Origin of the sequence: Bacillus sp. J33 (assembly GCF_000518885.1) — a bacterium.
Taxonomy (GTDB): Bacteria; Bacillota; Bacilli; order Bacillales; family Cytobacillaceae; genus Cytobacillus.
The window spans coordinates 1-19,198 of the sequence record NZ_JAEL01000074.1 but is presented as its reverse complement, the minus strand read 5'-3'; the positions used below and the strand labels follow the sequence as shown (position 1 = coordinate 19,198).

Annotated in this window: 21 protein-coding genes; 13 read left to right on the top strand and 8 right to left on the bottom strand. The window is 39.9% G+C overall.

Features of this window, described 5'->3' with window-relative positions; all coding sequences use genetic code 11:
- Nucleotides 1–46: 46 nt before the first annotated feature.
- The 6 genes from L634_RS0119460 (at nucleotide 47) to L634_RS0119435 (ending at nucleotide 5,422) form a co-directional block, all read left to right on the top strand.
- A complete protein-coding gene (locus L634_RS0119460) occupies nucleotides 47–1,024 on the top strand; it encodes a YncE family protein (protein WP_026583884.1) in 978 nt (325 codons plus the stop codon).
- Nucleotides 1,021–1,701: a response regulator transcription factor gene (locus tag L634_RS0119455; RefSeq protein ID WP_026583883.1), complete on the top strand. Its 681-nt coding sequence runs from the start codon at nucleotides 1,021–1,023 to the stop codon at nucleotides 1,699–1,701. Before L634_RS0119460 ends, L634_RS0119455 begins: the two co-directional genes overlap by 4 nt.
- Nucleotides 1,698–3,101: a sensor histidine kinase gene (locus tag L634_RS0119450; protein ID WP_026583882.1), complete on the top strand. Its 1,404-nt coding sequence runs from the start codon at nucleotides 1,698–1,700 to the stop codon at nucleotides 3,099–3,101. The genes L634_RS0119455 and L634_RS0119450 overlap by 4 nt, the downstream gene beginning before the upstream one ends.
- A 23-nt stretch (nucleotides 3,102–3,124) precedes the next feature.
- Nucleotides 3,125–3,598, top strand: coding sequence for a FixH family protein (locus tag L634_RS0119445; protein WP_026583881.1), 474 nt, complete (start codon nucleotides 3,125–3,127; stop codon nucleotides 3,596–3,598).
- A gap of 424 nt (nucleotides 3,599–4,022) precedes the next feature.
- Nucleotides 4,023–4,772, top strand: coding sequence for a CAP domain-containing protein (locus L634_RS0119440; protein WP_026583880.1), 750 nt, complete (start codon nucleotides 4,023–4,025; stop codon nucleotides 4,770–4,772).
- Between the two features lie 152 nt (nucleotides 4,773–4,924).
- Nucleotides 4,925–5,422, top strand: a complete 498-nt coding sequence (locus L634_RS0119435; RefSeq protein WP_026583879.1) for a GNAT family N-acetyltransferase — start codon at nucleotides 4,925–4,927, stop codon at nucleotides 5,420–5,422.
- Here the strand turns inward: L634_RS0119435 and L634_RS0119430 are convergent.
- Together L634_RS0119430 and L634_RS0119425 are read right to left on the bottom strand one after the other, a co-directional pair.
- Nucleotides 5,419–5,904: an Hsp20/alpha crystallin family protein gene (locus L634_RS0119430; RefSeq protein WP_026583878.1), complete on the bottom strand. Its 486-nt coding sequence runs from the start codon at nucleotides 5,902–5,904 to the stop codon at nucleotides 5,419–5,421. The genes L634_RS0119435 and L634_RS0119430 overlap by 4 nt on opposite strands.
- 27 nt (nucleotides 5,905–5,931) lie before the next feature.
- The gene (locus tag L634_RS0119425; protein WP_026583877.1) at nucleotides 5,932–6,408 is read right to left on the bottom strand and encodes an Hsp20/alpha crystallin family protein; all 477 of its coding nucleotides are present in this window, start codon (nucleotides 6,406–6,408) and stop codon (nucleotides 5,932–5,934) included.
- A 236-nt stretch (nucleotides 6,409–6,644) separates the two neighbouring features.
- Between L634_RS0119425 and L634_RS0119420 the strand changes: the two genes are divergently transcribed.
- The gene (locus tag L634_RS0119420; RefSeq protein WP_026583876.1) at nucleotides 6,645–7,418 is read left to right on the top strand and encodes an SDR family oxidoreductase; all 774 of its coding nucleotides are present in this window, start codon (nucleotides 6,645–6,647) and stop codon (nucleotides 7,416–7,418) included.
- Nucleotides 7,419–7,457: 39 nt separating this feature from the next.
- Here L634_RS0119420 and L634_RS0119415 read toward each other — a convergent pair whose 3' ends face one another.
- Both L634_RS0119415 and L634_RS0119410 read right to left on the bottom strand, forming a co-directional pair.
- On the bottom strand, nucleotides 7,458–8,822 hold the full coding sequence (locus L634_RS0119415) for an MATE family efflux transporter (protein ID WP_026583875.1): 1,365 nt from the start codon (nucleotides 8,820–8,822) through the stop codon (nucleotides 7,458–7,460).
- Between the two features lie 259 nt (nucleotides 8,823–9,081).
- Entirely contained in the window at nucleotides 9,082–10,188 is a 1,107-nt protein-coding gene (locus L634_RS0119410) for a mechanosensitive ion channel family protein (protein WP_026583874.1), read from the bottom strand.
- A 332-nt stretch (nucleotides 10,189–10,520) separates the two neighbouring features.
- On the opposite strand from L634_RS0119410, the gene L634_RS33945 reads away from it, so the two are divergent.
- Nucleotides 10,521–10,676 carry a hypothetical protein gene (locus tag L634_RS33945; protein WP_198029799.1) on the top strand — a complete coding sequence of 52 codons (156 nt, stop codon included), beginning with the start codon at nucleotides 10,521–10,523 and terminating at the stop codon, nucleotides 10,674–10,676.
- A gap of 76 nt (nucleotides 10,677–10,752) precedes the next feature.
- On the opposite strand, the gene L634_RS0119400 is transcribed toward L634_RS33945, so the two are convergent.
- The 4 genes from L634_RS0119400 to L634_RS0119385 all read right to left on the bottom strand — a co-directional run bounded on the left by L634_RS0119400 (nucleotide 10,753) and on the right by L634_RS0119385 (nucleotide 14,330).
- Nucleotides 10,753–11,313, bottom strand: coding sequence for a GNAT family N-acetyltransferase (locus L634_RS0119400; protein ID WP_026583873.1), 561 nt, complete (start codon nucleotides 11,311–11,313; stop codon nucleotides 10,753–10,755).
- A gap of 309 nt (nucleotides 11,314–11,622) precedes the next feature.
- Nucleotides 11,623–12,747, bottom strand: a complete 1,125-nt coding sequence (locus L634_RS0119395; RefSeq protein ID WP_026583872.1) for an amidohydrolase — start codon at nucleotides 12,745–12,747, stop codon at nucleotides 11,623–11,625.
- Between the two features lie 197 nt (nucleotides 12,748–12,944).
- Nucleotides 12,945–13,529, bottom strand: coding sequence for a DedA family protein (locus L634_RS0119390; protein WP_026583871.1), 585 nt, complete (start codon nucleotides 13,527–13,529; stop codon nucleotides 12,945–12,947).
- 21 nt (nucleotides 13,530–13,550) lie between these two features.
- The gene (locus L634_RS0119385) at nucleotides 13,551–14,330 is read right to left on the bottom strand and encodes an undecaprenyl-diphosphate phosphatase (RefSeq protein ID WP_026583870.1); all 780 of its coding nucleotides are present in this window, start codon (nucleotides 14,328–14,330) and stop codon (nucleotides 13,551–13,553) included.
- A gap of 230 nt (nucleotides 14,331–14,560) precedes the next feature.
- On the opposite strand from L634_RS0119385, the gene L634_RS0119380 reads away from it, so the two are divergent.
- The 5 genes from L634_RS0119380 to L634_RS0119365 all read left to right on the top strand — a co-directional run bounded on the left by L634_RS0119380 (nucleotide 14,561) and on the right by L634_RS0119365 (nucleotide 18,860).
- Nucleotides 14,561–14,899 carry a DUF4870 domain-containing protein gene (locus L634_RS0119380; protein ID WP_026583869.1) on the top strand — a complete coding sequence of 113 codons (339 nt, stop codon included), beginning with the start codon at nucleotides 14,561–14,563 and terminating at the stop codon, nucleotides 14,897–14,899.
- Nucleotides 14,900–15,163: 264 nt separating this feature from the next.
- Nucleotides 15,164–16,039, top strand: a complete 876-nt coding sequence (locus L634_RS31405) for a helix-turn-helix transcriptional regulator (RefSeq protein WP_269521641.1) — start codon at nucleotides 15,164–15,166, stop codon at nucleotides 16,037–16,039.
- Nucleotides 16,008–16,166, top strand: a complete 159-nt coding sequence (locus L634_RS34705; RefSeq protein WP_269521640.1) for a WYL domain-containing protein — start codon at nucleotides 16,008–16,010, stop codon at nucleotides 16,164–16,166. Before L634_RS31405 ends, L634_RS34705 begins: the two co-directional genes overlap by 32 nt.
- Nucleotides 16,167–16,343: 177 nt before the next feature.
- Nucleotides 16,344–17,192: a patatin-like phospholipase family protein gene (locus L634_RS0119370; protein WP_026583868.1), complete on the top strand. Its 849-nt coding sequence runs from the start codon at nucleotides 16,344–16,346 to the stop codon at nucleotides 17,190–17,192.
- 327 nt (nucleotides 17,193–17,519) lie between these two features.
- Nucleotides 17,520–18,860 carry a S8 family peptidase gene (locus L634_RS0119365; RefSeq protein WP_026583867.1) on the top strand — a complete coding sequence of 447 codons (1,341 nt, stop codon included), beginning with the start codon at nucleotides 17,520–17,522 and terminating at the stop codon, nucleotides 18,858–18,860.
- Nucleotides 18,861–19,198 lie beyond the last annotated feature (338 nt).

Sequence of the window (19,198 nt, the reverse complement as noted above, 5' to 3'; positions counted from 1 at the left end):
AAATTACTGTATGATAAAGTTAAGATTCTCATAAGGAGAAAATGGCATGTTTAAAAAATATTGGATTTTCATTTTGATTTTGATAACCCCCATACTTTCTTCTTGTACGGAAAAACGGCTGCCTTCAATACCTGACATTTATCTTGCTGCTACCGTCAACATAAAGGATATGACTGTTTCTTTTGTAGACCTAAAGAAGATGGCTATTGCAGAGGAATGGAAAATGGAGAAGCCTTATACCGGAGCGCTAATACTGCCGGATGGGGATACTATTCTTTTTTATGGAAACCAGCTGGAAACGGCGGATTTGTATTCTTTAGAACAGGGCAAAAAGATTGGCAGCTGGGAAACGGGTACAGGGATTGTAAACGGACTGCTACTTGAGGAGGGAACTGAAGCTGCTTTAGTGGACCAGAATCTGAATAAGATACGTTTTTTTGATTTAAATGGAAAAGAGCTTAAACAAATTGAGACGGAATCCGATCCGCTAACCATTTTGGAATCAAAGTCAGAACAAAAATTATTTGTACTTAGTTTCAACAATGAAAAGCTGGCTGTGATTGACCTTCAAACAAAAGAAAAGACAGATGAATTCACCATACATCCTTCCGCTGCAGGAGCCTGGCTTAACGAAGCGAGCAATGAAATATGGGTCGGCGGGCATGGCGAAGGAAGTGAAATTGAACAGGATATCCATGTGTATGACTCTGAGACAGGTGAGTTAAAGAGGACTATTCCTGCACCTTCCATGCCGATTAATTTTCTTGAAAAAGATGATTATGTATATGTTTTAAGCCACGGGTCAAACATGTTATATAAACTAAAAGAATCAGGGGAAGTGGATGCCTCTGTTTCAATTGCAGCCAATCCGTTTGAAATGGCTTTTGCTGAAGACAAGCTATTGGTTGCCGGCTATGACAGCAATGATATCCATATCCTGAATCCTGAAAATTTAAAATCGCTGAAATCGATTAAGGTTGGCGAAGGACCCTTCAAAATTGTTTTAAGGGAGAGAATGAAATGAGCATGCTGAACATCCTGATCATTGATGATGAAGCAGATATGAGGCATTTAATTGAAATGTACCTGGGTAATTCCGGTTTCCAATGCTATACAGCAGAAAGCGGGAGTGAAGCGTATAAAATTATAGATCAAACAGCAATCGATTTAATTATTCTCGATATCATGATGCCTGAGGAAGATGGATTTGAAGTCTGCATGCGAATGAGAGAGAAGTCAAATATCCCGATCATATTTCTCTCTGCAAAAGGAGAGGAATGGGATAAAGTGAAGGCACTTCAGATTGGAGGGGATGACTATATTGTTAAACCCTTCAGCCCTGGAGAACTAATAGCCAGAATGAATGCTGTCCTAAGAAGAGCAGGAGGAGCTCAACAGGATAAAGGCTTCCTGCAAATAGGGAAAATCACGGTCGATAAGAAGGCACGGAAAGTTTCAGTTGAAGGAAAGAATATTGCCCTGACCTTGAAAGAATTTGAATTGCTTATTTTTTTCATCGAACATAAAAGCCATGCCTTAAGCAGGGAGCAGCTGCTAGAGAGGGTTTGGGGCATTGAATATACTGGCAGTTTAAGAACGGTTGATACTCATATTAAAACGTTAAGAATGAAATTGGGAGTTGGAGACTATATTCAGACTGTTTGGGGAGTCGGCTATAAATTTGAGGTGCCTAGTGAATGAAGTTTCTGCCTGATAGTCTCTCAAAAAAGATGTGGCTGACCGTAACAGCAGCTATATTAATTACAATCCTGTATTCCTACTTTTTATCTTATCTCTTTTATGAAAAGATTTATGTTGAGAATGTTGAGAAATCGCTGCTGGGTGAAGGAGAACGGCTGGCTCTGGAGTATAAGGGCGGCCCTTTGGCAGAAGAACTTAAGAAGAAAATTGAGTGGTACAATTCCAAATCCGAAACTGAAATATTCATTGTCAGCAACCCAAGGGAGTTAAGCGCCTGTTTGCCTTTTGAAATAGATTATCAGACCTTAATAGGCCAGGAAGAGCGTGAAGAGCTATTAAAAGGAAATGCAGTCCAAAAATTGGGCTATGAAGAAAGGCTCGGCCGCAAAATTATGGGGGTCATTATTCCGCTGCTGGATGAAAACAGGCTTCAAGGCATCATTTATTTATATTTGCCTCTTGCTAAAATTTCCGAAATCACCAAAGACTTTGCGTATGTTTGGTTTATTGCAGCGTTGGTCTTTACCGTTATCAGCATTTTTCTGGGCACCATACTTATCAAAAAACTGACTAAACCGCTTCTTGAAATGAAGGGAGCTGCTGAGCATGTATCACAGGGACAGTATAATGTGCACCTGAATATTGATTCCCAGGATGAGATTGGCCAGCTGGCCCGTGCGTTTAATCATATGTCTTCATCAATCCAAAAAGAGGATGAACGAAAAAGGGAATTTCTGGCGAATGTATCACATGAGCTCAGAACCCCCATCAGTTATGTAAAAGGATACAGTGATGCCCTTATGTCTGATATGATCCGCACGGAATATGAAAGACACCGGTATTTAAGGCTTATCCATAGGGAGGCCGGCAGAATGGAACGCCTTGTTGGGGATTTGCTTGATTTGTCCAAGCTTGAATCGGATGAATATAAGCTGGAGAAAATGCCGCTTCCGCTAGCACAGCTTATTGAAGATGCCATTGAAAAATATAAGCCTTTCGTTCGTGAAAAGGGGCTGCAGCTTCATTATGACTTAGACCCGGATATTATCATCAACGGAGACGAAGATAGAATTGAACAGGTATTACAGAATATCATGGATAACTCTCTTCGTTATACAAAAACAGGTGGAATTAATATACGCTTATATAAAGAAAAAGATAATTGTTTAATTGATATAGCAGACACGGGAATAGGAATACCCGAAGAACATTTAAATAAAATTAAACAAAGGTTTTACAGGGTCAATAAAGGCCGTACGCGATCTGATGGAGGTACTGGCTTAGGTCTTGCGATTGCAGAAAAGCTTGTAAAACTTCATCAAGGAAAACTGATAATAGCAAGCAAAGTGAATAAGGGTACAACCGTAAGAATTACCTTGCCAATCCTAGAAGTGGATTGAAAATTTTTAAGGAGATAAATTTTATGAAGAGAATAAAAAGTGCGCCACTTCTTCCGCTGCTGCTTATTTTAGGCTTAACAGCATGCAATGGAAATAATGCTGAAGAAGAACCCCAATTTCTAGAAGTAGATCTAAGTGTGAATCCGGAAAAGGCAGAGGTGAATGAATCCGTAGTTTTCGAAGCAAAGGTCACTTACGGTGAGGAAGAAGTAACCGATGCAGACGAAGTTAAGTTTGAAATCTGGAGAGCGAATGATGAAGACCATGAGAAAATCCTTGTAGAACATGCAGAGGACGGAATATATCGTCTCGAAAAGAGTTTTTCAGAAGAGGGAACCTATTATATCTACTCCCATGTAACTGCAAGAAGAATGCATAATATGCCTAAAAAAGAGTTCATTATTGGACAGCCGAGCGAACCGGAAGAAGGTTCTCCTGGCGCAGATACCGATAATATGGAAGATCAGAATGATACGGAAGATCATAGCAGTCATTAAAAAAGCAGCCATTGGCTGCTTTTTCATATAATATCCACTGCAGGAACAAATACCCGAAAATCCATATACATACCGTTCATATTTGTTACAGTGGTGTAACAAACGTAAAGTTAAACCTTATGCTAAAAACCTGTCAACCTCAATGTTTTAGTATATAACTGGTATTGGGTTATGAGCTTTTCCTGTGTAGTGAAAAATACCCATTTATAATCCTGCCTCCATTTCAATATCCTTAAACCTATTAAAATAAGGATTTAAAAAATTTTTGTAAGCCTGTAATTCTTGTAGTTTTTCTAAAATTAGAGGAACAATACCCCAATTGTAAAATCCATCCAAAAATATTACGAAAAACCCTGTGTTATGATGAGTTTGCAAGCAACACAGCACAATTAATAAAACCACACAACAGGGAGGATTTAAATAAATGAATAAGAAATTTATTTTTTCAGTAGCAGCTGCAGCAGCATTATTAGTATCTAACCCTGCAGCAAATAAAGCAGATGCAGCCGAGCCTGTACAGGTACAATCAAAAGTTTATTTCTACCAAACTGGCAACCTAAGCCAAGAACAAATTAATAGCATTCTTCAAAAATATTTAAAGAACTACAATATTAATTGGAATGATATCCAAGTAAATAAACAGGAAGTTCAGCAGCCTAAAGCACCTGTTCAAGAGCCAGCAAAAGCTCAGGAGCCAGCAAAAGCTCAGGAGCCAGCAAAAGCTCCAGCTCAACAGCCTGCCCAGCAGCAAGCTCCAGCTGAGCAGCCAAAGGCAGAAGCTCCAGCAACATCTGAAGTAAGTGCATTTGAGCAAAAAGTTTTCGAATTAACAAACCAGGAACGTGCTAAAGCAGGTGTACCTGCCCTTAAACTTGATGTAGAGCTAAGCAAAGTTGCACGTGAAAAGTCACGTGATATGAATGCTAAAAATTACTTCAGCCATACAAGCCCAACGTACGGTTCACCATTCGATATGATGAAGCAATTCGGCATCTCTTATCGTACTGCTGGCGAAAACATTGCAATGGGACAGCGTTCACCTGAAGAAGTTGTAAATGCATGGATGAACAGTGAAGGCCACCGTAAAAATATTCTAAATTCAAGCTTTACTCATCTTGGAGTAGGCCATGTTGCGGACGGCAACTACTGGACACAAATGTTCATTGGAAAATAATAGTTTTTGTTAGTGGAGGCAGCCAATTTTGGCTGTCTTTTTGTGTTTTTTGCGTTGCCCGTTTATTATCCATGTTATTTTATGTATGTATTCATAGCCCAAAAGGAACATTATGAAAAGGTATCTAAATTAGAAATAACAGGTGATTTTAATTGGAAATTCGCAAGGGCAAAAAGCAGGATTTGGAAGAAATTATGAATATCGTTAAGAAAACAGTTGATATTATGGAATCTGAGAATAATGACCAATGGAATCGAACATACCCACAGGATAAAGATTTTATGGATGATATTGAAGAAGGGTCCTTGTATACCGCTGTCCTAAATGGAATTGTTGTTGGTTCTATAACAGTTGATCAAAATCAGGCTGAGGAATATCATGGCACTGAGTGGAGAAGGGATGAGCCTTGTTATGTATTCCACCGGCTGGCAGTGGATCCTCAAATTAGAGGAAAGGGCATTGCCAGCAAGCTTATTTCATTTGCTGAAAATTATGCCGTAGAGCAGGGTGTTCCTTATATGAGGACAGATACATACTCACTGAATAAGAAAGCTCAAAGTTTGTTTGAGAAAAACGGATATATCAAAGTTGGGAAAATATATATGGATAGGGATAACCCATTTTACTGCTATGATAAATTTTTGAATTAACTGTTTTCCTCATTCTTAATTAAAATAGGGATTTTTTCATTCTCATCCTGCTCAATGGGAAGAATTATATATAGGATTCCATTGATAAGGGACGTTTTGATTCCCCTTTTATTAATAGGCAAAGGGATTGTCAGCCGCTTTTCGAATATTCTGCTGGGCCTTTCCTTTAGGAAATACTGGAAATTATTTCGAAATGAGCTGCATGTCCCTTTAATTACAAGCTCATCATTTAAGAGGGAAACCTTGATATCATCCCTGTTTAGGCCTGGTATCTCTGCTTCAACAAAGATTCTGCCGCCATCCATATACATATCACACCGTGGATAATGATGGAATGTGCTGATTTTTTCTTGTTCAAGGCCGGCAAAAGAGCGTTTTTTATTTAAATCTGAACTTTCCGGCCCGATTAAGCCGTTCCAGAAATCCTGGGTTTGATACTGGGCTGATAATTTAATCAATTCTTTCCATTTTTCCATATCCATATTTTTTCTCCTTTCTTGCTGCAGAATTTAGAGGATTTCTGTAACATCTATTTCCGAGTACTGCATATCTACATTCTTCGGAATTTTAATTTCCAGGAATCCATCTTTAAAGTTGGCGGTTGATCCCTTTCTTTTAACAATGGCGGGAAGGGTGATAATATGCTTATCATTCTTTTCAGGAATATGCTCGATTATCATTTGATTTGAGGTGTGGAAAAGTTTAATGTCTTTAAGCCATTCTTCATTTTTAATCGGCACTCTAACATAAATGTGGTCATGTGTTTCAAAAACGGCAGAATCCAACCCTGTTGTTTTATTTTGCGGCTGGCTTGCTGCTGTATTGAATCCCTTCATAAAATCGGGTGATCCGGAAACACCCTGCATATTTTGTGGAAACATTTGTCCCATCATATTTTGGACATACTTATCAATTTCTTCAGGTTTCATTTCTTTCATGAGATTTTTCATATCTTTATTAAATGGAAAAAAATTCCACGGAAACATTCTTCTCATCCTTTCACTGCAATACTGCTGACAAGACTTCGTCAGGCATTTAAGTCATTTTATACTATGCTGATAAAAGCCTATCCGTTAAGAAAATAATGATGCAGAGACATATCTTTCTTCGAAGAATATTGGGCAGAAAGTTAAATCTTCTTTTTATTTGCATAAATACCGGGTAATTACTAGTATATTGTTAAAAGCGTATATAAAATCTTAAAAAATTGAGGGGTAATTTTGTGAGAAATAAAGCAGCTTTGATCACAGGAGGAGCAACAGGGATCGGCAAAAGAACGGCAAGGGCGCTCGCTGAAAATGGTATCAACCTTGTGATTAACTACCGCAGCAGTCGAGAGGAAGCTGTTTCATTATGCAAGGAGCTGTCAGAAGAGTACGGAACAAAAAATACACCAGTGCAAGGTGATATTACAATCTCAGCAGATTGTGAAAAGATGGCAGCCGCGGCCCTTAAAGAGTTTCCGGCGATTGATATCTTAATACATAATGCTGGCCCTTATATCCATGAAAGGATAGAGATGGCAGATTATACATTTGACCAGTGGAATTATCTCATTAATGGGAATCTGAATGCAGTTTTTTATTTATCAAAATTGCTTATTCCCAAAATGAGAGAAAACAAGTGGGGCCGGATTATTACCATCGGCTTTGACAGGGTGGAAGCGGCTTCGGGCTGGATTTACCGATCTGCTTTTGCGGCTGCAAAAACAGGTGCTGCTTCTTTAACAAAGTCAATTGCCCTAGAGGAAGCAGGAAATGGAATCACGGCAAATATGGTGTGTCCAGGCGATATCGTTGGAGAGTGGAAAGAAAAGAATATCGAGGATACAGCCGAAGTTGAAGACAGTGCTTCGCCGGTGGGCAGGCCGGGAACTGGGGAGGATATCGCGCGGGTTATCAGCTTTCTGGCAGATGAAAAATCCAGTTTTATAACAGGGAGCATCATACCTGTAACTGGCGGAAAAGACGTGCTCGGAAAGATTTATCAAGAATAAAAAAAGCCATCGGATTGAACCCGATGGCTTTTCATATAATCAGTTTTCCTGCATCTCAGAAGGAAGTTTTCTTTTTTGAATTGAAATAAGTCTGCTTGTTAAGGTGGCAGCACCTGCAGCCAGTCCGGCAATTAAGCCGACCCAGTAGCCAAACGCTCCCCAGTACGTATAATTGGCAAGATAATAGCCGAGTGGAAGCCCAATCACCCAGTAGGACATAAGCGACATAATAAAGGTGACATTAACATCTTTGTAGCCGCGTAATGCCCCTTGGATAGGAGCCTGTATAGCATCTGAAAGCTGGAAAAACATAGCGTAAATTAAAAACTGTGCTGTGAGTTTTAATACACCCTCATCTTTTGAATAAATAGAGGCAACTTCCTCTGGAAAGAGCAGCAGGACTGCTGCGCATAAAAGAGCCATTACCACAGCAACGGCCACTCCCATCCAGCTGTACTCTTTAGCATCCCTATACCTTGCTGCTCCAATTTCAAATCCTACCACTATGGTTAAAGCCATTGAAATGCTAAGGGGAATCATATATAGCAAGGAAGCGAAATTTAAGGCAATTTGATGGGCAGCAATGACTGCCGTATTAAAAGTGCTCATAAACAGAGTGACAGCCGAAAAAATGCTTGTTTCGAAAAAAATAGATAATCCAATCGGAATGCCGATTAAAAGAATCTCTTTCCATTTTGTCAATGATACGGAATGAATTTTCCGAAAAATCCCGAATGATGAGAAGGGGGTACTATTATGAATAATGTAAAATGAGATGATTGTGATCAGCCAATAGGTAATGGCTGATGCAAAACCCGCACCAGCTCCTCCCAATTCAGGAAAGCCGAACTTCCCGTATATGAATAAATAGTTAAATGCAACATTAATGGGCAAAGAAATCAATGTGATCATCATGCTAACCCTTGTTTTCCCAAGAGCATCAATAAAAGATCTTAAAACATTATAAACAAAAAGGGGAATCAGTCCGGTGCTCAAAGCAGCAAGATAGTCAAAAGCTGTTTCGCGAACCCGGAACTCCAGGCTCATTCCGTTTAAGATGGGCGTCAGTGAAAGTGCTCCTGCAGCAAAAATGATAATTGCCATAATAACAGATAAATAAACACCCTGTATAACAGAATAGGCAACCTGTCCCTGATTTTTTGCCCCAACCAAATGTGAAACAATCGGAGTCACTGCCATAAGAATGCCGCTCAGGCCGGTAAACACAGGAACCCACAAGGAGGAGCCAATTGCAACGCCTGCCAAATCCTCCGAACTGTATCGTCCTGTCATCAAAGTATCAATAAACGTCATTGAGTACATCGCAAGCTGTGTAATAAGAATAGGGATCAAAATAATTAAAAGCTGGCGAAACTTCTCTTTTTTGCTAAATGTCTGTTCCATGTAAATTCCTCTTTCTGTGAAGTAACGAGAGAATTATAACATAGAAAGAGAGGGCAGGTGAGTTTTAAGCGCTTTGGCTGGACTCACCCAATATTAGTGGCTTTCATTGAATTTATCTTATAGTTTAAAAAATACTAGTGTCTTGCCCCTTGGGAGGGAGGGGATTAGAATGGATTTTGCTTTTCCATTTTTAATTTTTGAATATGCCTTCCAAAGTCGCGAAAAAAAAACGCCCCAGTGAATTGGGACGCTTTAATCGTTACGAATGTGAATGCAAACGTTCTTTTTTCATTAGGTCCTGCTGTTCTTCAATAGCCCCGTCCTGCTGGACAATAAGTGTACGGGTTGGGAAGGCAACTTCTACACCTTCTTCATCAAGCAAATCCATAATTCTGAAGTTAACATCCTCTTTAATATTCAAGTACTCAGCAAATGTAGTAACATTGGTAAAGAAGTACAGATAAATATCCAGGCTGGAATCATTGAATCGATCAAATTTAACAAGAATTGTATCGTTGTGGATCTCTTTATGATCAATTAGCATTTGTTCGATTCTCTTAACCAATTTTTCAAGTTTGTACTTTGGTGTTGTATAAGTAACACCAAGGTGAAAGGCGATTTGTCTTTTCCCCATTTTTGACCAGTTAATAATTGGTTCATTCGCCAGTGTTGAATTGGGGACTGTTACTAGTGCCTGTGCGAACGTTCTGATTCTCGTGCTTCTAAAAGTAATATCCTCAACTGTACCTTCCACACTTGGAGTCTTAATCCAGTCTCCAATGGTAAAAGGTTTTTCTGTTACGATTACAACCCCGCCAAAAAAATTACTGACCGTTTCTTTGGCAGCGAGGGCAAAAGCCAACCCGCCAAGCCCAAGTCCGGCAATAAATCCGTTAATGTTATATTTCCATTCTTCCGCAATAATCGTTATTCCCAGCACAACAATTATGAGCTTGGCGATCTTTGTTATAAAAGGAATGACAATCCTATCGACATCAATGTCGAGCTTATTCATGAGGCGCGGGAAAAGAAGCGTAATGGTTGAACTTAAATTAAAAAGGCCCCATGTGATTAATAATACAAAGAGTGACCGAAAAATTTGCGTTTCCCGGTCATCGGGAATAACATCATAAGGAAAAAATTTAAGAGCAAGCTGCAGGCCGATAATGACGAAAAGCCATCTGGCAGGCTTTTCAAAAGCGATTAGAATATTGGCTGCAGTTTCAACTTTTCTCTTTTGCATAAATGAAAGAATCATTTTAAAAACATAAGTAGTGAAAACCTTTCTTAATGCTAAAAACAGTAGAAGAATAGCTGCTGAGATGCCAATCTTCACCCAGGTATTTTCTATATTAATGAAATCCATTCATGATCCTCCATCTCCATATGGTCATAACGATGCTGAAAGTAGAAGAAATAACCCGATTAAATTTACCATCTTTCAAAAGATAGGTTAATAGTGAAAAAGATTTATTTTTTAAGGATTTTAACATAGAATCATATTTTTGCAAGAAACTTGAAAGTATAAGCCATTTTAATAAGGGTCATAATATCGGCACATGATTTTCTCAATTATGTGAACTTTAAAAAATCATGAATGCAAATGATTGCATTGGTTCATTATAGTAGTAAAAATATTATTCCGTCACATATCTACTTTACTTCCAGTCCCCAAAAATATTGAAGGGAGCGACGCCGATGAGTTTTAATTTGAACAGAATTAATCCAAACCAGACGCAAGTCATGTTTTTAGATGGCCGTTTTGAAACATTAACAAATGAAGAGCTTGAAGAGCTGCTTTCTCAGACTGGAATCAATGTAAAAGCAGAGGGAGAAACTGGTTTTATAAACTAAACATCTATTCATGCCGAAAAGCCATTTTCCACTATAAAAAAGCACTGACTCAATAGAGCCAGTGCTTTTACCTTTGTTAAGCCTCCAATAGCTGGGACGATTCCTGGGCTGTAACTCCATGCCGCATAACATGCAGCGTATAAACATCCTTTGGGATTTCATACAGATTGTATATATCTCCATTGGAATTTAGCTGGTCATAAACAGGCTTTCTTGTTGTATTTGCAAGAATGACATAAGGCAATTTTTCTGCAGCTTTTTGCGAGCGGATATTCTCTTTTCTAATTCTCATGAAGATGGTCTCTATGCCAGTTTCATAAAAAATCTCTTCAAAAAATGCATCCTTGGCTAATTTGTTGTAGCCCTTTCCGTGATACGGCTTTCCAATCCAAGTGCCTAAGAACCCGGCATTATCCTGGATGTCGAACAAATTAATCGTCCCAATCGGAGCGCCCCATTCATCAAGAATTGTGCGTGATATTAATTCACCGCGCTCTTCTGCTTCGATTGTCTGCTTTGTGATGAACATGAATTCATCATAAGAATTGGCTTTCTGTCGAACAAAAGGGAAGACATCAGGGTGCGTCATTAAATCATACAAAGCATGGCAGTCGTGAAGATCACGTTTCTTGAGCATAGGTTATCCCTCCAATTGAGGGCAGTCCTACTCCATGCCAAATAGAGCCGTCGGTCCACCCTCGAAATTTTTTATAATGTTGCAAAAAATTTCGGGGTGGGAATCGAACCCACTAGAACCAGATAACTGGTGGCGCACCATTTGCCTTCCCTATAACTATCGTTTCCGATATTTGATTGTCTGTCATATAAGCAATTTTTCATCACTTCTTAAGGTATAATACTAAATAAAATTAAAAAAGGAAATAGGTTTTTTGATTATTTTTTTGGTGGTTTTGTGTCAAATTTCACCAGCGCATTTCGACAGATTTCACGATTCTTTAAACGCTAATTCTCCTGCGATCATTGTCCATTTTGGCTTAGCTAAAAAGTGAAAAGGATGATGGCTCCACAAAACTAAATCAGCATCTTTTCCTGTTTCAATGCTGCCCAGCTGCTCGTCAATTCTTAAGTTCCTTGCAGGCAAAATGGTGATGCCCTCTAAAGCCTTTTGCTCAGATAAACCTTCCCGGACTGCAATGGCCGCGCATATATTTAAATATTGGACAGGTGTGTAAGGGTGATCAGTCGTTATTGAGACTTCGACTCCATGCTCAGTGAGCTCCTGATAGGTTTTCCACGTTTTGTTTTTCAGTTCAACTTTTGATCGCCTAGTTAAGGTGGGACCAACAGATACTTTTAAATTTAGTCCTTCCAATTCATCTGCAACTAAATGGCCCTCTGTACAATGTTCGATTCGCAAGTCAAGATCGAATTCTTCGGCAAAGCGGATGGAAGAGATAATATCATCTGCCCGATGCGCGTGTATTCTAACAGGGATTTCTCTTTTTAAAGCCTTTACCAGGGGAACGAACCTTAATGCTTCAGGATTATCACAATGAAGGGCCTCATGAAAGGCTTCCCTAAGCATCCCCATAATGCCCATTCTCGTAATTGAATCCTTGTTTCCCTGGCTGTGAATCCGCTTGGGATTTTCTCCAAGGGCAATTTTCAGCCCAGCTGTTTCCTGTACAATCATTTTTTTTATATTTTTTCCTGAAGTCTTAATAACAGAGGTGGTACCCCCGATAACGTTGGCGCTGCCGGGCATGATATGAGCCGTTGTAATTCCATATTTCACTGCATCAGAAAAAGCAGGATCAAGCGGATAAACACCATCCATTGCCCTAATATGGGGACTGAGCGGTTCAATGGTTTCGTTTGCATCATTGCCTGCCCAGCCCGTCCCTTCGTCATAAAGGCCCAGATGTGTATGGACATCTATGAAGCCAGGGAGAAGGTGCAGGTTATTGCAGTCAATGATTCTGACATCCGAATCGGTCATAAGGTTCCTTCCAAGCTTTGAAATTTTTCCGTTTTCTATTAGTACGTCGCCGTGAAAAGAAGCGGTAGTAACAGGATAGATTTGTGCATTTTTTAATAATGTTTTCGCCATTTTTTTTCTTCCTTTAGTCCTGTGTTTTTTAATATTTTACAAAAAAGGGGCGGAAAGGGGAATAAGAATTTTATAGGGGAGTAAATGCTTAGTTTATTGGTGTTTCTGCAGCAGAAAAGCATAGAATGATTTTCCCATGCCTTCTTGGTTATTGGATCCTTATCCCGCTATCTTAATCATCTTCCGCAATCATCCTTCTATTTTTTTGATCTTTGAAATAGAAGGTAAATTAAACCGGAAGATAGGGCTATGATGATGATTGGCATAATAAAGGGCTTTGCATAATCCTTTATATCTCTCCAATGTTCCCCCAGTTCGATTCCCAATAATAGAAAGAGAACGGTCCAGGGCACCATAGCGGCGATTGTATAAACTGTAAAAATGGATAGCGGCATCCTGGCAATGCCTGCTGGAATAGAAATGGCGTGCCGGACAACTGGAATGAATCTGGCTGTAAAGATCACTCCTGTTCCATATTTTTTAAACCATATTTCGGATGCATCCAAATGGCTTTTTTTAATCAGCAGATACTTGCCGTACTTATCAAGAACAGGCCTTCCTCCATAAGCGCCAAGCCAGTATAAAAACAGCTGGGCAAGTGTTCCGCCTGAAATACCGGCCAGCAGGGCTCCGGCAAAATGAATTTCCCCTGTACTGACTAAATAGCCTCCGTAGCTCAGAACAATCTCGCTTGGAATTACTTCAACCATTAAGCCCAGAGCAATACCGGCATAACCCAATTGAGAAAGAATGTCAAAAATATAGATGATTGCTTCTTCCAATATAAAACCTCCCCAATTGAATTAAAAAATTCCGGTCATCTGCAGAAACAGAACGGTAAAACCAAGTAACCAGACATACACAGCAAATACCTTCAAGGATTTTCTTTTTAAAAAATTTATCATCCAAACTACTGCCATATACCCGAAAATGGCTGAAGATAATGTCGCCATTAACATGCTGCTAAAAGTGACTGCCTCAGTATGTCCTGACATCATTTCGCCAAATTGCATAACAATGCCGCCTGCAATGGCGGGGATGGAAAGAAGGAATGAAAAATAGGCGGCTGTCTCCCTGTCCAGTTTGCGAAAAAGTCCTGCTGCAATGGTTAAGCCAGAACGGGATATGGCGGGGAAGATGGCAGCTGCCTGAAAGGTACCGATGAATAAGGCATCTCCATAGCTAATGCTGTCCATCTTTTTCGCACCTTTCTTGACGCCATCAGCCACCCAAAGGATGAAGCCTGTAAACAAGAATTCCCAGCCAATTGTTACCCCTGTTTTTGATATGGAGTCAAACAGGTCACTCAAGCATAGGCCAACAATTACGGCAGGTATCGTTCCGATTACTAGCAGCATCGATAACTTTCCAAATGGATTCTTCAAAATTTGGAGGAGTTCATTTTTATACACAACGAGGACTGCAAGCAAAGTTCCCATGTGCAGCATGGTATCAAGAAACAAGCCCGCTTCATCAAGCCCAAATAAATGCCTCCCCAAATACAAGTGGCCTGTACTGGATATGGGCAAAAATTCGGTAAGTCCCTGGATGATCCCAAGAATAAAAGCTTCGAGCTTTGACATCATCTGTATCACCTTCCCATGCAGGTATATAAATTTAGGCATAGAGGTACCCCAAATGCCTGTCTTTAACATGTTTATTCAAGTTGTCCCAAACAAGAACTGGAATTCGGTGTTTTGTTTTTAAGGGCCGGCGCTTATAAATTTAAAATTCATGAAACCTTTTTTAATGAATAACGTAAATAATAAAGAAGCAGAAATCATATATATAGATGTTATTAGGAGGAAACAAAATGAACGATATGAAGATGCCTTCCAATGATGAAAGGCTTTTGGCAGCTGCTATCTATGTAACCAGCTTTTTTACAACTTTTATCGGGCCTCTGATCATTTGGCTCTTGAAAAAGAATGATTCAGAGTTTGTGGATTATCATGGGAAAGAGTATTTGAACTTCCTGATTTCCTATACAGTTTATAGCGCTATTAGCGTGGTTTTGATGATCATTCTAATTGGTGTTATAACAATCTGGATTGTTGGAATTCTTGCCTTTATTTTCACCATTGTAGCTGCTGTCAAAGCATATGAAGGCAAGGAATACAGAATACCGCTTGTTTTCAGGATCCTAAAGTAGTAAAGCAGGAGCCCTTGGCCGTTGCCATAGGGCTTTTTATAATGGATAATGAAACATAAAAAACGCCTATATTTTTCTCAGGCTGTGCTAAAGCTAATTTTTGTTTTTGGTAACCTGTTGATTGGAGCTCCTGGAAATTATTCAGGGATGCTTATTCAATGTCCTGCGGGAAGGGCGCCTGACGCCCGGGGTATGCTTTTAGAGCCTGGAGCGGAAATCAACAATCCCAATTTAACACAGCTTTTCGTGACGCGGGGTGATAAAATGACAAGGCTTGATAATAAAGAAAGAATGCTGAAGCTGATGGAGATTCTCAGGGAACAGACTGATGAAGAAAATGAATATACTCTGGATGAAATCGTTGAATGCTTTAAGAAAGAATATGGCCCGGATGTAAAACTGAATAAAAACTCTTTAAGGGACGATATTGACCATTTAATTAAAGCAAAATTTGACATTACCATTAATCAAGAAAAAGAAGGTATGCCAAAGTACTACAGCCATCAATATCGCCTGTTTGAACTTTATGAACTGCGAATGCTCATCGATGCTGTAGCTTCTGCTCGTTTCATAACAAAAGATGAAACGAAACAGCTTATTCGAAAAATAAAAAAACTGACAAGCATTCATCATGCGAAGAAGCTGCACAATGAAATTTTGATTGATTCTTCTGTTAAGAGTGAGAGTAAACTGGTTCGGCTTGCGATCAATGATTTGCATGAAGCCATATCCGAGCGCAGAATCGTTACCTTTCAATACGGGAGGTATAATATCAACAAGGAGTTTGTATTAAGCCATGAGGGCGGCGAGTACCGGGTAAAGCCATTGGCGCTTACATGGGTAAACGATTTTTATTATTTAATAGCTTACTACTTTTCCAAAGAAGAAATCCGCCATTATCGGATTGACCGTCTGCGCAATGTCAAAATAACAGAGGATCAATTTCCTTATGAGCCGTTTGATGTATCTAAATATGTAAGTTCAACGTTCCATATGTATGCAGGAACGGAAGAGTGGATTAAAATTCGATTCCACAATAATTTGATCAATGTGATTATTGATAAATTCGGAAAGGGCGCAGATATCCGCAAGCTGGATGACCAGCATTTTGTCTCTAACAGCAAAGGCAATCGTCAGTGATGGTTTAGTCAAGTGGCTGCTGAATTGGGGGAATCAGGCAAAAGTCTTGTCGCCGCCTTCGCTAGTTCACAATGTAGTGAATGAAATCCGTAATATGATAGCTGTATATGAAGGAGCAGAAGACTGAACAGTTTGCTGTCCATAATTCCCTAAACACTCTGTTTATTGGAGTGTTTTTTTTGAAATTTAAAGAGGGAACTTGCCTGAGGGAGGGTATTATTATTTGGGCATATTTGTACATAGATAAGGGTTATTTTGATAGTATAGTTTTATAAAAAAACAGCTGTTGAAAGGAAGAGAGAAATTGACCAGTGAAACGGGCCTGGTGCTTGAAGGAGGAGGTATGCGGGGAGTTTATACAGCGGGTGTTCTTGAATACTTCCTGGAGCAGGAGCTTTTTTTTCCTTATGTAATAGGCGTCTCTGCAGGTGCGTGCAATGCGGCTTCATACTTATCCAAGCAAAAGGGCAGAAATAGAACTGTTAATGTAGAATATGTGACAGACCCGCGCTATATTTCATGGGGAAATTACTTTAAGCTGCGGCAGTTTTTCGGAATGGATTTTATTTTTGACGAAATTCCAAATAAACTTGTTCCATTTCACTATGATGAGTTTTATAAAAGTGAGTCCGAGTTCGTCATAGGAACAACAGATTGCTTTTCGGGCGAGCCGGTTTATTATGGAAAAGCAGACTATGGAAACGAGATGCTAAATATTCTAAAAGCATCCAGTTCTTTGCCTTTTATCGCACCTGAAGTAACCTTTCAGAATCGCGTTCTTCTGGACGGAGGAATCAGCGACCCCATTCCAATCAAAAAAGCCCAGCAAGATGGATTCAAAAAGAATATTGTCGTATTAACAAGAAACAGGGGCTATTATAAAAAGCCTTCCAAATTCGCATTCCTGATTAAAAGAAAGTATCCAATTTACACAGGGCTTCAAAAAGCCTTATCAGCCCGCCATCAGATTTATAACGAAACCCTTCGATATCTTGAGAAGGAAGAAAAGAACGGAACTGTCCTCGTAATCCAGCCAGAGGAGCCTCTTACGGTCGGACGGATGGAACGGAATCCGAAAAAACTAGAAAAGCTATATATGCAAGGTTATGAAGATGCCAGAAAGTCTTATGAGAGAATTGAGCATTTTAAATAAACCGTCCCGCAATTAAACTGGCCCCTATTGTATACACGACTTAATAGGGGGCCAGTTTATAAAAAGGGACGGTTTTTTTGTTATTAATAACAGGTATATAGAATCATATTTTCGACAAATTCAATATGGCCAATCCGATTGAATGCTGGTTAAAAACAGACTGTAATATCTAAAAACCCTGTTAAAAAAGGGATAATATGTAAAATTAATGATTATTAAGTAACGATGGCCTTTTAGATTAAAATATGTTCATGTCGAAATGAGAAGATTGCAGGCAGCAGAATTTCAAATATAATGAAAATTAGAAATATTAAGGGGGTCTAAATAATGAATATGAAGAAGGGTATCTTTGCGGGTGCATTAAGTCTGGCTTTATGCGCATCCACTGTATTAGCTGGCACAGCAAGCGCTGGACAAGCCCAAACTGCTGAAAAGAAATACCTGGTGGTTTTCAAGGATGAAGCAAACCTTCCAGCAGGTTATACAGACTTATTGATAAAAGCTGGGGGAAAGGTAGAAAACAAACTTGATAAATTGGGAGCTGTGGAAGTGTCATCCAGCAATCCAAACTTCCTGAATGAAGTCAAAAAGTCATCTCTTGTATCGGCTGCTGGAGCAGAGAATGTAATCTATCCGGAAGCCCCGGCCATAGAAGCAGATCTTCCATTGGACGATGCTGATCTATATAACACTCTTCAATGGGATATTAAACAAGTAACGAATGATGGTGCGTCCTGGGATCTTCCGGGAGGGACTGGAAAAACTGAATCCGGTGAAGATATCGTAGTTGGTGTTATTGACACAGGTATTGACTATAACCATCCTGATTTAAAAGATAATTACGCATACGGGAAATCATTTGTTCCTGGTTATCCAGATCCAATGGATGAAAACAGCCATGGTACTCATGTTGCTGGTTCGATTGCAGCGAAAGGAAGAACAATGGGTGTTGGACCAGACCTTAAAGTGGCAGCATACCGAGTATTCGGCCCAACAGGCGGTGCAGCGACTTCCCATATCGCAGAAGCATTAATGACAGCAGCAGATGATAATGTAGATGTAGTAAATATGTCTCTTGGCGGATATGACTGGTTCCAAAACCCGGATTATGCAACAAGTGAAACAGTTGCGGACGTACAAATGTTCAACAGAGCCATTAAATATGCCATTCAAAAAGGTGTAACTGTAGTAGGTTCAGCAGGAAACAATGGGGCAGATCTAAAGAGCCCAGGTCAGCTTTCCGGTGCTGATACAGGTGCAACACACAGAAGTCCCAGCAGCCAGCTGCTGATTCGTGTGTCTGCGGGAGGAGCTTTAAAGAATCTTGCTTTTTATTCCAATTACGGTGTAGGTAAAATCGATGTAATGGCTCCAGGCGGAGACTTGGGCCCAAATTATGATCCAGCGACTGGAGCCGGGAGAGATAATACTTACCTGGCATTAGCAACAATTCCAGGTGGCGGATACGGCTATAAAGGCGGCACATCAATGGCTGCTCCGAAAGTAGCGGCACTTGCTGGTGTGATCATTGCACAACATGGTAAAGATCAAATCACACCTGCACAAGTAAAACACATTATTCAATCTTCTGCAGAAGATATCTTCCAGCCGGGCTATGATGCAAAATCTGGCCATGGTTTAATTAATGCAGTTAATGCATTAAAATAATCTTTGAAGAGGCTGACGGGACCCCGTCAGCTTTTTGTGCGACGGGCAGTCGCATAGAGTGTTGGCTGAGCTAACGCTCTTCTTTTCTTTATCCGACAGAGACGTCATTTCGATGAAACGACTGAGTGAAGATATCGAATTTGAATCCCAGATGGTGAAAATCCATACCCGAGGAGACTGACCTAGCTCGGGAAGCTTAATCTAGGGCAACACCTTGAGGTGTTGTCTGAAGGAGATGTGGACAATCGTGAGACCCACAGGCGAATAGGTAGACCCTAATGCAATAAGTGTGAAGCACGGCGGCGGGATAAGTTGGCGACTTTTCGAAAAGTGAGGAA

What these genes read in the sequence shown, in the direction of transcription:
- L634_RS0119415 (WP_026583875.1), bottom strand. Translation starts at nt 8,822, where the DNA reads ATGGAACAGACATTTAGCAAAAAAGAGAAGTTTCGCCAGCTTTTAATT.
- L634_RS0119450 (WP_026583882.1), top strand. Translation starts at nt 1,698, where the DNA reads ATGAAGTTTCTGCCTGATAGTCTCTCAAAAAAGATGTGGCTGACCGTA.
- L634_RS0119440 (WP_026583880.1), top strand. Translation starts at nt 4,023, where the DNA reads ATGAATAAGAAATTTATTTTTTCAGTAGCAGCTGCAGCAGCATTATTA.
- L634_RS31405 (WP_269521641.1), top strand. Translation starts at nt 15,164, where the DNA reads ATGACAAGGCTTGATAATAAAGAAAGAATGCTGAAGCTGATGGAGATT.
- L634_RS0119400 (WP_026583873.1), bottom strand. Translation starts at nt 11,313, where the DNA reads ATGCTCAAGAAACGTGATCTTCACGACTGCCATGCTTTGTATGATTTA.
- L634_RS33945 (WP_198029799.1), top strand. Translation starts at nt 10,521, where the DNA reads ATGAGTTTTAATTTGAACAGAATTAATCCAAACCAGACGCAAGTCATG.
- L634_RS0119410 (WP_026583874.1), bottom strand. Translation starts at nt 10,188, where the DNA reads ATGGATTTCATTAATATAGAAAATACCTGGGTGAAGATTGGCATCTCA.
- L634_RS0119460 (WP_026583884.1), top strand. Translation starts at nt 47, where the DNA reads ATGTTTAAAAAATATTGGATTTTCATTTTGATTTTGATAACCCCCATA.
- L634_RS0119365 (WP_026583867.1), top strand. Translation starts at nt 17,520, where the DNA reads ATGAATATGAAGAAGGGTATCTTTGCGGGTGCATTAAGTCTGGCTTTA.
- L634_RS0119395 (WP_026583872.1), bottom strand. Translation starts at nt 12,747, where the DNA reads ATGGCGAAAACATTATTAAAAAATGCACAAATCTATCCTGTTACTACC.
- L634_RS0119380 (WP_026583869.1), top strand. Translation starts at nt 14,561, where the DNA reads ATGAACGATATGAAGATGCCTTCCAATGATGAAAGGCTTTTGGCAGCT.
- L634_RS0119445 (WP_026583881.1), top strand. Translation starts at nt 3,125, where the DNA reads ATGAAGAGAATAAAAAGTGCGCCACTTCTTCCGCTGCTGCTTATTTTA.
- L634_RS0119430 (WP_026583878.1), bottom strand. Translation starts at nt 5,904, where the DNA reads ATGGATATGGAAAAATGGAAAGAATTGATTAAATTATCAGCCCAGTAT.
- L634_RS0119385 (WP_026583870.1), bottom strand. Translation starts at nt 14,330, where the DNA reads ATGTCAAAGCTCGAAGCTTTTATTCTTGGGATCATCCAGGGACTTACC.
- L634_RS0119455 (WP_026583883.1), top strand. Translation starts at nt 1,021, where the DNA reads ATGAGCATGCTGAACATCCTGATCATTGATGATGAAGCAGATATGAGG.
- L634_RS0119425 (WP_026583877.1), bottom strand. Translation starts at nt 6,408, where the DNA reads ATGTTTCCGTGGAATTTTTTTCCATTTAATAAAGATATGAAAAATCTC.